The organism is Microbacterium sp. TWP3-1-2b2, from assembly GCF_049896145.1.
In the GTDB taxonomy this organism is placed as follows: Bacteria; Actinomycetota; Actinomycetes; order Actinomycetales; family Microbacteriaceae; genus Microbacterium.
Genome location: NZ_JAFCTS010000001.1, coordinates 1160221 through 1173736, shown reverse-complemented (window position 1 = coordinate 1173736; position 13516 = coordinate 1160221). Strand labels below are relative to the sequence as shown.

The 13516-nt window shown below is 66.4% G+C and carries 12 protein-coding genes; 11 read left to right on the top strand and 1 reads right to left on the bottom strand.

Features of this window, described 5'->3' with window-relative positions:
• The first annotated feature begins 174 nt into the window (after nucleotides 1–174).
• The 5 genes from ACP7AR_RS05925 (at nucleotide 175) to rbfA (ending at nucleotide 7030) form a co-directional block, all read left to right on the top strand.
• Nucleotides 175–2229, top strand: coding sequence for a PhoX family protein (locus ACP7AR_RS05925; protein ID WP_426183708.1), 2055 nt, complete (start codon nucleotides 175–177; stop codon nucleotides 2227–2229).
• A 193-nt stretch (nucleotides 2230–2422) separates the two neighbouring features.
• Nucleotides 2423–3406 carry a transcription termination factor NusA gene (nusA, locus tag ACP7AR_RS05920; RefSeq protein ID WP_426183706.1) on the top strand — a complete coding sequence of 328 codons (984 nt, stop codon included), beginning with the start codon at nucleotides 2423–2425 and terminating at the stop codon, nucleotides 3404–3406.
• Nucleotides 3407–3447: 41 nt separating this feature from the next.
• Nucleotides 3448–3720: a YlxR family protein gene (locus ACP7AR_RS05915; protein ID WP_426183704.1), complete on the top strand. Its 273-nt coding sequence runs from the start codon at nucleotides 3448–3450 to the stop codon at nucleotides 3718–3720.
• Nucleotides 3721–3779: 59 nt separating this feature from the next.
• Nucleotides 3780–6536 (top strand): translation initiation factor IF-2, encoded by a 2757-nt coding sequence (infB, locus tag ACP7AR_RS05910; RefSeq protein WP_426183702.1) that lies wholly within the window; start codon nucleotides 3780–3782, stop codon nucleotides 6534–6536.
• A 62-nt stretch (nucleotides 6537–6598) separates the two neighbouring features.
• Nucleotides 6599–7030: a 30S ribosome-binding factor RbfA gene (gene rbfA / locus ACP7AR_RS05905; protein WP_426183700.1), complete on the top strand. Its 432-nt coding sequence runs from the start codon at nucleotides 6599–6601 to the stop codon at nucleotides 7028–7030.
• 11 nt (nucleotides 7031–7041) lie between these two features.
• Here the strand turns inward: rbfA and ACP7AR_RS05900 are convergent, their stop codons facing one another.
• Nucleotides 7042–7941, bottom strand: a complete 900-nt coding sequence (locus ACP7AR_RS05900) for an A/G-specific adenine glycosylase (RefSeq protein ID WP_426183698.1) — start codon at nucleotides 7939–7941, stop codon at nucleotides 7042–7044.
• Between the two features lie 84 nt (nucleotides 7942–8025).
• Here ACP7AR_RS05900 and truB point away from each other — a divergent pair, with 84 nt between their 5' ends.
• The 6 genes from truB (at nucleotide 8026) to ACP7AR_RS05870 (ending at nucleotide 13433) form a co-directional block, all read left to right on the top strand.
• Nucleotides 8026–8919 (top strand): tRNA pseudouridine(55) synthase TruB, encoded by an 894-nt coding sequence (truB, locus tag ACP7AR_RS05895; protein WP_426183696.1) that lies wholly within the window; start codon nucleotides 8026–8028, stop codon nucleotides 8917–8919.
• The gene (locus ACP7AR_RS05890; RefSeq protein ID WP_426183694.1) at nucleotides 8916–9284 is read left to right on the top strand and encodes a hypothetical protein; all 369 of its coding nucleotides are present in this window, start codon (nucleotides 8916–8918) and stop codon (nucleotides 9282–9284) included. Before truB ends, ACP7AR_RS05890 begins: the two co-directional genes overlap by 4 nt.
• Before the next feature lie 47 nt (nucleotides 9285–9331).
• Nucleotides 9332–9769 (top strand): hypothetical protein, encoded by a 438-nt coding sequence (locus tag ACP7AR_RS05885; protein WP_426183693.1) that lies wholly within the window; start codon nucleotides 9332–9334, stop codon nucleotides 9767–9769.
• On the top strand, nucleotides 9766–10722 hold the full coding sequence (locus tag ACP7AR_RS05880; protein ID WP_426183692.1) for a bifunctional riboflavin kinase/FAD synthetase: 957 nt from the start codon (nucleotides 9766–9768) through the stop codon (nucleotides 10720–10722). Before ACP7AR_RS05885 ends, ACP7AR_RS05880 begins: the two co-directional genes overlap by 4 nt.
• Before the next feature lie 45 nt (nucleotides 10723–10767).
• Nucleotides 10768–11139 carry a hypothetical protein gene (locus ACP7AR_RS05875; protein ID WP_426183690.1) on the top strand — a complete coding sequence of 124 codons (372 nt, stop codon included), beginning with the start codon at nucleotides 10768–10770 and terminating at the stop codon, nucleotides 11137–11139.
• A 158-nt stretch (nucleotides 11140–11297) separates the two neighbouring features.
• A complete protein-coding gene (locus tag ACP7AR_RS05870) occupies nucleotides 11298–13433 on the top strand; it encodes a DEAD/DEAH box helicase (RefSeq protein ID WP_426183688.1) in 2136 nt (711 codons plus the stop codon).
• Nucleotides 13434–13516: the final 83 nt, after the last annotated feature.

Sequence of the window (13516 nt, the reverse complement as noted above, 5' to 3'; positions counted from 1 at the left end):
GCGCCGGGGTTGCCGGCTGGTGGCCATTGAGTCGACATCGAGTGGCCCATCGGCGACGAACGAGATGTCCATCTCCTGCTGAGCGCGGCGAGCAGCAGTGGTTCAGTAGCCGTTCACTCATCGGCCATATAGGACGAGGATGCTGACGCGGAGCACCCCGACGAGGAGGATTCGATGACCGTCGCAGACAACATCCGCCGCCCGCTCCCCATGGCCGACCACGTGCGCGGCAAGCGCTCCGCCGTCACCTGTGAACTGAAGTGCGCGAACGCGTGCCTCGGTCCGGAATGCAACACGTCCGCGAACCAGGACTTCCGCTCCATAGCCTCAGCGGTGTTCTCCCGTCGAGCGCTTTTCGGTCTCGGTGCCGCAGCTGCCGTCGCGATCGCGGTCGGGGTCGACCGCACCGCCCCGGTGTCGGCACCGGGCGCTGCCGGTGTCGGAGGCCTCGGAGTCTCGACCGGTAAGCCGGGCACTGCCGGGCTCTCCTTCGGGCCGATCGCCTCTGTGCCCGCAGACGTCGACGCATTCACGGTGCCGGAGGGATACACCTGGCGTCCGTTGATCCGCTGGGGAGACCCGCTGTTCTCGAAGACACCAGCTTTCGACATTCTCGGTCAGAGCGCTGAGGCGCAGGGCGGGCAGTTCGGCTACAACAGCGACTACCTCGACATCATCCCCGACCCGAGCGGCAAGACCGGCGTGCTGGTGAACAACCACGAGTACGTGAACCCGAACCTGATGTTCCCCGCCACTGCCGACGCCGCAGAGCTGCAGCGCCGTGGCGACATCTACAAGGCCGCACAGGGCATGTCTGTCGTGGACATCGAACGACGCAAGGTCGGTGAGCCATGGGCGTACGTCGTGGACGGCCGCCGCAACCGCCGCATCACCGTCGAGACGGTGTTCGAACTCACCGGTCCTGCCGCCGGCTCCGATCTCGTCAAGACCGCAGCCGACCCGGAGGGGCGCTGGGTCCACGGAACGCTCGGCAACTGCGCGGGCGGTACGACGCCGTGGGGCACCGTCCTCTCCGGCGAGGAGAACTTCAACGGCTACTTCGCCTGGGCTGCGGACACGGCAGAGCAGAAGCGCTACTCCAGTTCGAGCACGACGTCCACGTCGACAGGCTGGGAGGCGTACGACCCCCGCTTCGATGCGCACAACCCCGACTACGTCAACGAACCGAACCGCTTCGGATACATCGTCGAGATCGACCCACAGGACCCGACCTCCACACCGCGGAAGCACACCGCGATGGGCCGGCTCAAGCATGAGGGAGCGAACGTCCATGTCGCACAGGACGGCCGCGTCGTCGCCTACATGGGCGACGACGAGCGAAACGACTATCTCTACAAGTTCGTCTCGAAGAACCGCATCTCCGGATCTCGTAAGAAGAACCTGAACCTGCTCAGTGAGGGCGACCTCTACGTCGCGAAGTTCAGCGGCAACTCGCCTGCCGCCGAGGTCACCGGCACCGGTGCACTTCCCTCCGACGGCGCCTTCGACGGCACAGGCATCTGGGTACCGTTGACTCAGCGCGGCAAGAGCGTCGTCCCCGGATTCACCACGGAGCAGGTGCTGGTGTACACCCGCCTTGCGGCCGACGCCGTCGGTGCCACCAAGATGGACCGTCCGGAGGACGTCGAGCCGAACCCGCTCACCGGCAAGGTCTACGTCGCCCTCACGAACAACTCGGGTCGCCGCGACGTGGACGAGGCGAACCCCGTCACCGGCAACCGCTACGGTCACGTCATCGAGCTCACCGAGACGGCAGGACAGGCCGGCACGACGTTCGGCTGGAGCGTTCTGCTTCTGTGCGGTGATCCTGCCACCTTCGAGAACGCGTACTTCGCCGGCTTCCCGAAGGAACTGGTGTCGCCGATCTCGTGCCCAGACAACGTCGCGTTCGATTCAGAGGGCAACCTGTGGATCTCGACGGACGGCGCTCCCAGCACGATCGGCCGCGCGGACGGTCTTTTCAAGGTGCCGCTCACCGGGACAGAGCGAGGCCACGTTCAGCAGTTCCTCGCCGTGCCGCGGGATGCCGAGACCTGTGGGCCGGTCATCCACGACAAGGAGGGCCTGGTCTTCGTCGCTGTGCAGCACCCGGGAGAGGACGGCACCTTCGAGGCTCCCAACTCGCTCTTCCCCGACTACGGCTCGAGCGCACCCGGCGATGTGTCGAACGCGCCTCGACCGGCTGTCGTGCAGACCTACCGCGCGTGAGGTGAGACGACGGGCGGTCGCCGGAACTCGCGGCGACCGCCCATCGCATACCGCCGACCGACCCGGCTCGTCCTGCGATCCCGCCTGCATCGGTGCGACTGCCGTCGTGGCATCGAACAGTGCACAAGGGGTATCGTTGTACGGATGTCGCGCGTGCGAACCTGCGCGACGAGAGCTGAATAGGGAGGCCGTAATGGACATCGAACTGGGGCTGCTGCGCGGGATCGAGAAGGAGAAGGCGATTCCCTTCGACGAACTCGTCGCGATCATCGAGCAGGCCGTTCTCACGGCATACGGCAAGCACGTCTCGGAAGAAGGCGTGATCCCTGAAGGGGTTCGTGTCGAACTAGACCGTAAGACCGGTCACGTGGCCGTTCTCCAGCCCGTCAAGGACGAGGACGGCGCCGTCATCGGCGAAGAGGACGCGACACCCGACGACTTCGGTCGTATCGGGGCGTTCGCCGCCAAGCAGGTCATCAGTCAGCGTCTGCGCGACATCGCGGACGAGGCCGTTCTCGGAGAGTTCAAGGCCAAGGAAGGCGACATCGTCGCCGGCGTCATCCAGCAGGGCCCGAACCCGCGCATGATCCACGTGGATCTCGGCAGCGTCGAGGCCATCCTCCCGCCCGAAGAGCAGGTTCCGGGCGAGGACTACGCTCACGGCTCGCGCCTGCGCGTCTACGTCACCGCGGTCGCGAAGGGCCTCAAAGGCCCCCAGATCACGGTGTCGCGCACACATCCCGGCCTCGTGCGCAAGCTGTTCGCGCTCGAGGTACCCGAGATCGCCGGAGGGCTCGTCGAGATCATCTCGCTCGCTCGGGAGGCCGGCCACCGCACCAAGATCGCCGTCAAGGCCAACGATCCCTCGATCAACGCGAAGGGCGCCTGCATCGGCGAGCTCGGTCGCCGTGTCCGGGCTGTCACGGAGGAGCTGGCGGGGGAGAAGATCGACATCGTCGATTACGACGCCGATCTGGCCACCTTCGTCGCCCATGCGCTGTCGCCGGCCAAGGTCACGAGCTCATTCGTGCTGGATGCGAACACCAAGGCCGTGCGAGCCCTGGTGCCGGACTACCAGCTTTCGCTCGCGATCGGCAAGGAAGGTCAGAACGCCCGACTCGCCGCCAAGCTCACCGGCGCGAAGATCGACATCCAGCCCGACAGCATCCTCGACTGACCGGGAGGTCGCGGAGTTGCCACCCAGCGGCGCGGTGTAAGATGGAACCCGTACGAACATGCGTCGGTTGTCGCATGCGTGCTTCCCGGTCCGCTCTACTCAGAGTGGTGGCCAACGACAGCGTCCTCATCATCGATGAGCGCGCAGTGATGGCAGGGAGGGGCGCATGGATGCATCCGACGCAGGACTGCATGGAAGCCGCGCTGCGGCGCCGCGCTTTCGCACGAGCCCTCCGTGTGTCCGAACCATTGGACACGCAGACCATCGAGAAACGGCTGAATGGCTATGGAAACAAAGTGAACGGCTCGAAATGAGACCCGTCCGCAACTAGTGGTCTGCCCTGCCTGGGTAGACCGACCCAGACAGGAGAATTGTGGCTGCCAAACCACGTGTACACGAGATTGCCGCTGAGCTCGGCGTCGACAGCAAGTTCGCGCTCGCAAAGCTGAAGGAGCTCGGCGAGTTCGTCAAGAGCCCTTCGTCGACCATCGAGCCCCCCGTGGCTCGCAAGCTCCGCGCGGCCATCGAGGCAGACAATGCTGCCAAGCCCAAGGCTGAAGAGAAGCCTGCTGCTGCGAAGCCCGCCGCTGCGAAGTCCGGTGCGGCCAAGCCCGGTCCGAAGGCGCCGACACCGGGGCCCAAGCCCGGTCCGAAGCCGGCACCAGAGGCGAAGATCGAAGAGGCTCCGGTCGCAGAAGCACCGGCAGCTCCAGAAGCACCGGCGGCACCGGCCGCTGAACAGCAGTCGGCACCCGCAGGAGACAAGCCAGCAGCAGATAAGGGCGCACCGAAGCCGGGCGCACCGCGTCCTGGCAACAACCCCTTCGCCTCCAATCAGGGCATGGGTCAGCGTCCAGCCGGCCCGCGTCCCGGTAACAACCCCTTCGCGTCAGCGCAGGGCATGGGCCAGCGCCCGACGCCGGGGAACATCCCGCGTCCGCAGGCTCCTCGCCCCGGTGCACCTCGCCCCGGCGCTCCGCGTCCCGGCTCTCCTCGTCCGGGTGCCCCGCGCACCGGTCAGGGCGGCCGTCCAGGTGGCGCACCGTTCCAGCAGCGCTCAGGTGGTCCCGGTCGCCCCGGCGGTGCAGGCGCACCAGGCGGTGGCCCCGGCGCTCGTCCTGGTGGCGGCTTCGCCGGTCGCCCAGGTGGCGGCGGTGGTCGTGGTCGTGGACCCGGCGGTGGAACCGCAGGCGCCTTCGGTAAGGGAGGCGGCAAGTCCAAGCAGCGCAAGTCCCGTAGGGCGAAGCGGCAGGAATTCGAAATGCGGTCGGCTCCGGTCGTCGGTGGCGTCAACGTCACCCGCGGCAACGGAGAGATCATCCGCATGCGCCGCGGCGCATCGATCGCTGATTTCGCTGACAAGATCGAGACGCTGACCGGCTACACCGTGCAGCCGGGAACCCTCGTGACGATCCTCTTCAACCTCGGCGAGATGGCCACGGCCACCGAGTCGCTGGATGAGGCGACCTTCGAGGTACTCGGTGAGGAGCTGGGCTACAAGATCCAGATGGTCTCGCCCGAGGACGAGGACAAGGAGCTCCTCGAGGGCTTCGGGCTCGATCTCGCCAAGGAGCTGGAAGAGGAGAGCGAGGACGACCTCGAGATCCGTCCGCCCGTGGTCACGGTCATGGGACACGTCGACCACGGTAAGACCCGTCTTCTCGACGCGATCCGCCAGACCAACGTCATCGAGGGTGAGGCCGGAGGCATCACTCAGCACATCGGTGCATACCAGGTCTGGACCGAGCACGAGGGCCACGAGCGCGCCATCACCTTCATCGACACCCCTGGTCACGAGGCGTTCACCGCCATGCGTGCCCGTGGTGCGCAGGTCACCGACCTTGCGATCCTGGTGGTCGCGGCCGACGACGGCATCATGCCGCAGACGGTCGAGGCGCTGAACCACGCCCAGGCGGCGAACGTGCCGATCGTGGTCGCGGTGAACAAGGTCGACAAGCCGGACGCGAACCCTGCGAAGGTGCGCCAGCAGTTGACCGAGTACGGTCTGGTCGCAGAGGAGTATGGCGGAGACGTCATGTTCGTCGACGTCTCCGCACGTGCAGGTACCGGCATCCAGGAACTTCTGGACGCCGTGCTGCTCGCCGCTGACGCTGGCCTCGACCTGACAGCGAACCCGAACAAGTCCGCTCGTGGCGTCGCCATCGAGGCGAAGCTCGACAAGGGCCGCGGTTCGATCGCCACGGTGCTCATCCAGTCCGGAACACTGCGTGTCGGCGACTCGATCGTCGCAGGCACTGCATACGGCCGTGTCCGCGCGATGCTCGACGAGAACGGCGAGGCTGTCGAAGAGGCAGCGCCGTCGCGTCCGGTGCAGGTGCAGGGTCTCAACTCCGTCCCGCGCGCCGGCGATGTCTTCATCGTCACCGAGGAAGACCGCATGGCACGCCAGATCGCTGAGAAGCGTGAAGCAGTCGAGCGCAACGCCCTGCTGGCCAAGGCCCGCAAGCGCATCTCGCTCGAGGACTTCACCCGCGCACTCGAAGAGGGCAAGGTCGAGACGCTCAACCTCATCATCAAGGGTGACGTCTCCGGTGCCGTCGAGGCGCTGGAGGAGTCGCTGCTCAAGATCGAGGTCGACGACACCGTGCAGCTGCGCATCATCCACCGTGGTGTGGGAGCGGTCACCGAGTCGGATGTGAACCTGGCGACGATCGACAACGCGATCATCGTCGGTTTCAACGTCCGCCCCGACCCCAAGGCCCGTGAGGCTGCGGCGCGTGAGGGCGTGGATGTTCGGTTCTACTCGGTCATCTACTCCGCGATCGACGAGATCGAGAGCTCGCTGAAGGGCATGCTCAAGCCGGAGTTCGAAGAGATCCAGTCCGGTGTCGCCGAGGTGCGCGAGGTGTTCCGCTCCTCGAAGTTCGGCAACATCGCCGGTGTCATCGTGCGATCGGGAACGATCACGCGCAACGCCAAGGCCCGTATCATCCGCGACGGTGTCGTGCTCGCCGATGGCCTCGCCATCGAGTCGCTGCGCCGATTCAAGGATGATGTCACCGAGGTTCGCACGGACTACGAGGCCGGTATCGGACTCGGAAAGTTCAACGACATCCAGATCGGCGACGAGATCGAGACAACTGAAATGGTCGAGAAGCCTCGCGGCTGATCTGATCAAATATGAGGGGCGCCTTCGGGCGCCCCTCATTCGTCACACGGAAGAAGAAGGAAATGGCTGGAGAACGACAGGCGCGTCTCGCGGATCGCATTCGCGTCATCTTGGCGGAGCGTCTCGAGAAGGGACTGCGCGACCCACGACTGGGGTTCGTCACGATCACCGACGTCCGAGTCTCCGGTGACCTGCAGCACGCATCGGCCTTCTACACCGTCCTCGGGACGGATGAAGAACGAGAGTCGAGCGCTGCTGCACTCGCGTCTGCGACCGGAATGCTGCGCAGCGAGGTGGGCAAGCAGCTCAGCACCCGCCTGGTGCCGACGCTGGAGTTCATCCCCGACGCGCTCCCTGAGAACGCCGACAACATCACGGCTCTGCTCCGGCAGGCGCAGGAGCGCGATGCCGAGGTGGCCAGGCTCGCGTCATCTGCCACGCACGCCGGCGAGGCCGACCCGTACGTGCGCGCCGAAGACGACGATCAGCAGTGATCCACCGCTGATCAGCGCGGCAGTCGGAGCAGGTGCTCCGATGCCTCGGCCAGTCCGTCTGCGATGAGCGAGTCGATCGCGCGGTCACGCTGCACGGAGTCCACCCAGTCGTGGATGACCGAATCGATCGGCAGCTCGCCGGCATCCGAATCGCGCAGCGCCTTCAGCACAGCGCCGCGTGCCTGACGATCAGAGCCTTCGTAGCGTGCTTGTCTGCGGCGCTCATCTCCCGTGTCCGGGAACCCGGACGAAAGCCACGCGCATCGCGTCGCTATCGGACAGTTTCCGCACTTCGGAGAGCGCGATGTGCACACCGTGGCGCCGAGCTCCATCATGGCCGCGTTGAAGACGGCGGAGTCGTCATCAGCATCCGGGAGCAGCTCCTGCATCATCACGAGATCGCGCCGCGCGGCCGGCCGCGGTTGAGACCGGCCATCGAACGCCCGGGCGAGCACCCGGCGCGTGTTGGTGTCGACGACCGGGTGCCGATCGCCGAAGGCGAACGTGGCTACGGCCCGTGCGGTGTAGTCCCCGATTCCGGACAGTTCGAGCAGTGCGTCGACGTCCCGTGGGACCTCGCCACCGTGACGGTCGGTGATCTCGATCGCGGCACGGTGCAGCCAGAGTGCGCGACGAGGGTATCCCAGATTCGCCCACTGCTGGACGACATCGGCCGGCGACGCGACGGACATGGCAGTCGGCGTCGGCCATCGCTCCAGCCAGGCTTCCAGGTGAGGGATGACGCGGCTGACGGGCGTCTGCTGCAGCATGAATTCGCTGACCAGCGTGCCCCACGCACCGAACTGCGCATGGAACTCGGGTCGTCGCCACGGGAGATCCCGCGCCCGTGAGCGATACCAGTCCGCGAGCACCGAAGACAGTTGCGATGAGGGCGTCGAGGTCGCGGGCACCTCGCTAGCCTATGCGGAGTCCCGCGGGCGGTTCCCCGGAGGGCAGCGTTCGGGCGCCCGCGGTGCCATCGATAAGCTGGGGTGATGGTCACCCCAGGCATCCTCCTCGTCGACAAGCCCGGTGGGCTGACCAGTCATGACGTGGTCGCGCGAACGCGCAAGGCGTTCGGGACACGCAAGGTCGGGCACGCAGGCACGCTGGATCCGATGGCGACCGGTCTCCTGGTGCTCGGTATCGAGGGCGCCACCCGGCTGCTCACGTTCGTGGTCGGCGCCGACAAGACCTACCTGGCGACGATCCGGCTGGGGCAGGCGACGGGCACGGACGATGCAGAGGGCGAGATCATCCGCGCGTCGGACCGTGTCGTCGTGGACGCGGTGACGGGGGAGCAGATCCGGATGGGGATCGCCGCGCTCACGGGTGAGATATCCCAGATCCCCAGCGCGGTGTCCGCCATCAAGGTCGACGGTCGTCGCGCCTACGATCTCGTACGCGCGGGTGAGCAGGTGGAACTCAAGGCGCGCACGGTCACGGTCTCGCGATTCGACATCGTCGACGAGCGCCGCGGCGATGGATTCGTCGATCTCGACGTCGTGGTGGATTGTTCGTCCGGAACGTACATCCGGGCACTCGCCCGTGACCTCGGGGACGCGCTGGGCATCGGAGGACATCTCACCGCGCTTCGGCGCACGCGGATCGGCCCCTTCGACGTCGCGGATGCTGTCGAGATCGATGCGCTTGCAGACGCGAAGACGATGACACCCGCCGCCGCGGCATCGGCCGTGCTGCAGCCGCTGGAGGTCACCGAAGACGACGCGCGCGACCTGCGGCACGGCAAGCGTCTGGCGAACCAGGCGGCCAGGCTCGACGGCGACCTCGCTGCGGCGATCGCCCCCGACGCTTCGTTGGTCGGGATCGTCGAGAAGCGCGGCGGCGATCTCAAGAGCGTCATGAACATGCCGGAGGCTTCCCGATGATTCTGTGGTTCACGACGCTCCAGATCGTCGTCGCCATCGCGGCCGGACTCTTCTGCGCAGTCGCGGGCCTGGCAGGACGACGCCCCAGCGACTTCTCGGTGGGCGCACTCGCCCTGGTCGAGGCACTGCTCATCGTGCAGATCATCATGGCGATCGTCGCGCCGTTGACCGGCAATCCACCCTCCGGAGATCCGCTGGAGTTCTGGGTGTATCTTGTCTCCGCCGCGCTGCTGCCGATCGGGGGCGTGACCTGGGCGCTGCTGGAGCGCAGCCGCTGGAGCACGGTCATCCTCGGCGTCGTCGCGCTCGCGGTCGCGATCATGCTCTGGCGGATGCAGGTGATCTGGACCGTTCAGGTCGCCTGAGCCTGCGCCGCTCGAGCACGGCTCCGGCGCTTAGGATGGAGGATGCTATGAGCATCACCGCAACCCGCACTCGGATTACCGGCATCGGCCGCGTTCTCGTCATCGTCTACGCCGTGATGGCGCTGGCTGCCACCGGCCGCAGCTTCGTGCAGATCGTGCGCAAGTTCGACGAGGCGCCGCTCGCTTACACGCTTTCGGCGATCGCCGCCGCCGTGTACATCCTCGCGACTCTGGCGCTGGTGCTCGCCGGACGACGCGGCTGGTACACGATCGCCTGGGTCGCGATCGTCTTCGAGCTGGTCGGCGTCCTGGTGGTGGGCAGCTTGAGCCTCGCCGTGCCCGAGCTGTTCCAGCACGACTCGGTCTGGTCCGTGTTCGGCCGTGGCTACCTCTTCATCCCGCTCGTCCTCCCGATGTTCGGCATCTGGTGGCTGCGCACGCACCGTCCCGTCGAGGCGGTCCGTACGGCAGAGGTGACGGCGTGATCGTCTTCCGCGACACGAACGAGGTGCCGGCAGAGTTCGGTCCATCGGCCGTCGCGATCGGCAAGTTCGACGGTGTGCACGCCGGACACCGGGCGGTCATCGAACGTCTGAAGGCGGATGCCGCGGCATCCGGAGCGCGTGCTGTCGCAGTCACCTTCGACCGCAACCCTCTGGCGCTGCTTCGCCCCGAGATCTGTCCCGAGAACGTGGTCTCGGTGGAGCGCAAGCTCGCGCTGCTCGGCGAGCTCGGGCTCGATGCGACCCTGTTGCTGACTTTCGATCGTGCTCTCGCCTCCCGGACGCCCGAGCAGTTCGTCGAGGAGATCCTGGTGTCGGCGCTGCACGTGTCCACGGTGCTCGTCGGCCGCGATTTCCGCTTCGGACGCGGGGGAGCGGGTACCCCGGAGCTGTTGCGAGAGCTCGGGCCGACGTACGGATTCACCGTCGATGTCGTGGAGGACGTGTACCTGGATGACTCCGAGCGCCGGGTGTCGTCCAGCTGGATTCGGGAACTGCTGGCGGCTGGCGACGTGCGCGCCGCCGGCGAGGTGCTCGGACGCCCGGTCGACGTGCGAGGCGAGGTCGTTCACGGGCTCAAGCGCGGACGTGAGCTCGGCTTCCCGACTGCGAACCTGTCTGAGATCGTCGACGCGCTCGTTCCCGCTGACGGTGTGTATGCGGGGTGGCTTGTGGATCATGACACCGACGTGCGATACCCGGCGGCCGTCTCCGTGGGCACCAACCCGACCTTCCATGACGTCTTGGTGCGTCAAGTCGAGGCGCACGTGCTCGACGAGGACTCGCTCGATCTGTACGGGCACGATGTCACCGTCGAATTCACCGAGCGCCTGCGCGGCATGGTCGCGTTCGAGGGCATCGAGGCGCTCATGGCGCAGATGTCGGCGGATGTGGTGGCAGCGCGGGCCCTTCTGACGGGCGAGGTGCGCGCGTAGCTCGGGGGCATTCCGCTCCGGCGTCGTGGGCGCTACGCTTGCGCCGTGAGTCCTTGGGAGATCATGCTCGTCGCTGCGGAAGCACCGAAAGCGCCGAACCTGTGGGGCGCGCTGGGGTGTGCCATGGCGTACGCCGCAGCGCTGCTGACCGCACTCGACGCGTTCGCCGACATGCTGCTGGCGCGCAGCGGGGTGGCGACGGCGTTCGGGCCGGCGCACAGGCTGAAGTTCGGTGGCAAGCTCGCCGCTGCAGGACTCACGGTCGTATCCGCCGGTGTGGTGCTGGCCCTCGATTCGAACTGGTTCGCATTCACTGCATTGTCGTTCGTATTCGTCGTCGTGATCTCATCGGCGATACTGTTGATGCGCCGGACCGCGAGGCACACCCGGGTGCAGGCGGAGAATGCGCCGCAATGACGTAAACTGTGAGCAGGTCTTCTTCAGCGGAGCGCCACATCGGCGCCACGAGGATGACCGCACAACGTTCGCACCGTCCTGGCTGGCGCCACACGCGGACGACTCGTACGGCACGAATCGCTTGTTCTGGCGGTTCGGTACTCACGCTCAGGAGGAGCATGCCGACTACGGCAACCGCCGCTACGCGGCGAAAGAAGACGTCCCGTCGTGATGACGAGGCCCCGCTGATTCCGATCCTCGCGCGCAAGGTGCGCGAGATCGAGGCCAAGGCACAGCGCGGCAAGCTCGGACCCACCAACCGGGTGAAGTTCCAGGTGATCGCGTTCCTCGTGCGCGAAGAGCGGGCGAGAGTGAAGGCGGATGCCGCGTTCACCGATTCGACGCGCGCCGAACTGCTCAAGCGGCTCGACGGTGTCGCGACGATCCTCGCCAAGACGGCCGCACGCGACACGTCTCTGATTCAGCTGCTGGAGGCCGACTCAGCCACCAGCCCGGTGGCGAAGCGCATGCGTCGCGACTGGCTGCTCGAATCCGGCGCTGAACTCGCGCCGGAAGAGCTCATCATCACCGACATCGCTCCGGTGCAGGCACCGGTCGTGCCTGCGGCACTCGCCGAGCGTCAGGTGACCCCGCCAGCGGTCGAATCCAGGCAACTCGCCAATCCGTTCCTCGCGCCCGATCTGACGCCTCGACAGCCGACCGCGCCGCGGCGCAGGCTGGACGACTGGGAACTCATGGGGCCGCTCTACAAGGCGTTCGAGACCGGGGCGGGTGGGTCCTCCGCGAGCATGGAGCTCCCACCGACACCCGAGTACGATCACATCTCGCCCAAGGGCCTCGAGGTCATGGTGCACCAATCACGGTTCCTCGAAGCCGTGCGTCATGGGCACCGCAGCTTCCTGCTCGCCGACGAACCAGGCCTCGGCAAGACGGCACAATCCGTTCTCGCAGCGTCGCTCGCCGATGCCTACCCGCTGCTCGTCGTCGTCCCGAACGTCGTCAAGATGAACTGGGCGCGCGAGGTCGAACGATGGACGCCGCAGCGCAGAGCCACGGTCATCCAGGGCGACGGCGCGGACATCGACGCATTCGCAGACGTGTTCATCGTGAACTACGAGATCCTCGACCGGCACCTGTCGTGGCTCAGCTCGATCGGCCTGAAGGGCATGGTCGTCGATGAGGCGCACTTCATCAAGAACCTCTCCTCCCAGCGTTCGCAGAACGTGCTGGCACTTGCATCCCGCATACGCGAGCGCACTCACGACCCGCTCATGATGGCCCTCACCGGTACGCCTCTGATCAACGACGTCGAGGACTTCGACGCGATCTGGCGCTTCCTCGGCTGGACCACCGGGGACAAGCCCGGCCCCGAGCTGATGCAGAAGCTGGATGCAACCGGCCTCACGCCGGCGGACAAGTCGTTCTACGCCGAAGCCCGTGATGCGGTGATCTCGATGGGCATCGTCCGCCGCAAGAAGAAGGACGTCGCAGCAGACCTCCCGGACAAGCTCGTCGCAGATCTGCCTGTGCAGTTGGATGACGAGTTCGGTCGCGGTATCCGTCAGGCCGAACGCGAGCTGGGTGAGCGCCTCGCGGCCAAGTACCGTCGCATCGTCCAGGCGCGTGGAGATCGCGGACTCGAGCCGGGGGAGATCGACGAGGACATCGTCCGTCTCGTCGCCCACAACGAGTTGGAAGAGTCGAAGGCCGCAGGCACAGGAGGAGACAACGTCTTCACCATGGTGCGCAAGATCGGGCAGGCGAAAGCCCAGCTCGCCGCCGACTATGCGGCGCAGCTGCAGCGTTCGGTCGGCAAGGTCGTCTTCTTCGCCAAGCACATCGACGTCATGGATCAGGCTGAGGCGCACTTCAGAGCCTCCGGCATCCGATATGTGTCGATCCGCGGCGATCAGACGACCCCCGCGCGTCAGCAGGCGATCGATGATTTCAACGACGACGAGAGCGTGGGTATCGCGGTCTGTTCACTCACGGCGGCAGGCGTCGGTCTGAATCTGCAGGCGGCGTCCAACGTCGTGCTGGCGGAACTGAGCTGGACGGCTGCCGAGCAGACGCAGGCCATCGACCGCGTGCACCGTATCGGGCAGGACGAGCCGGTCACCGCGTGGCGGATCATCGCCGCTCACACCATCGACACGAAGATCGCCGAACTCATCGACCAGAAACAGGGCCTCGCGGCTCGCGCTCTGGACGGCGAGGCCGCGGAGGCGACGGCGAGCGAGTCCGTGCAACTGTCGGCGCTCATGCACCTGCTGAGGCAGGCGCTCAGCGACTGAAGCTCGTCGGTGCGGTTCGAAAGAATCGCCGTTCTTGAGGGTGATTCCGAGGCATATCGGCAGCGCCGTCTGAAGAATGGCGA

Bases quoted from the DNA above. Each gene is read 5' to 3' on its own strand.
- ACP7AR_RS05925 (WP_426183708.1), top strand. From the start codon at position 175: ATGACCGTCGCAGACAACATCCGCCGCCCGCTCCCCATGGCCGACCAC.
- nusA (WP_426183706.1), top strand. From the start codon at position 2,423: ATGGACATCGAACTGGGGCTGCTGCGCGGGATCGAGAAGGAGAAGGCG.
- ACP7AR_RS05915 (WP_426183704.1), top strand. From the start codon at position 3,448: ATGGAACCCGTACGAACATGCGTCGGTTGTCGCATGCGTGCTTCCCGG.
- rbfA (WP_426183700.1), top strand. From the start codon at position 6,599: ATGGCTGGAGAACGACAGGCGCGTCTCGCGGATCGCATTCGCGTCATC.
- truB (WP_426183696.1), top strand. From the start codon at position 8,026: ATGGTCACCCCAGGCATCCTCCTCGTCGACAAGCCCGGTGGGCTGACC.
- ACP7AR_RS05890 (WP_426183694.1), top strand. From the start codon at position 8,916: ATGATTCTGTGGTTCACGACGCTCCAGATCGTCGTCGCCATCGCGGCC.
- ACP7AR_RS05885 (WP_426183693.1), top strand. From the start codon at position 9,332: ATGAGCATCACCGCAACCCGCACTCGGATTACCGGCATCGGCCGCGTT.
- ACP7AR_RS05870 (WP_426183688.1), top strand. From the start codon at position 11,298: ATGCCGACTACGGCAACCGCCGCTACGCGGCGAAAGAAGACGTCCCGT.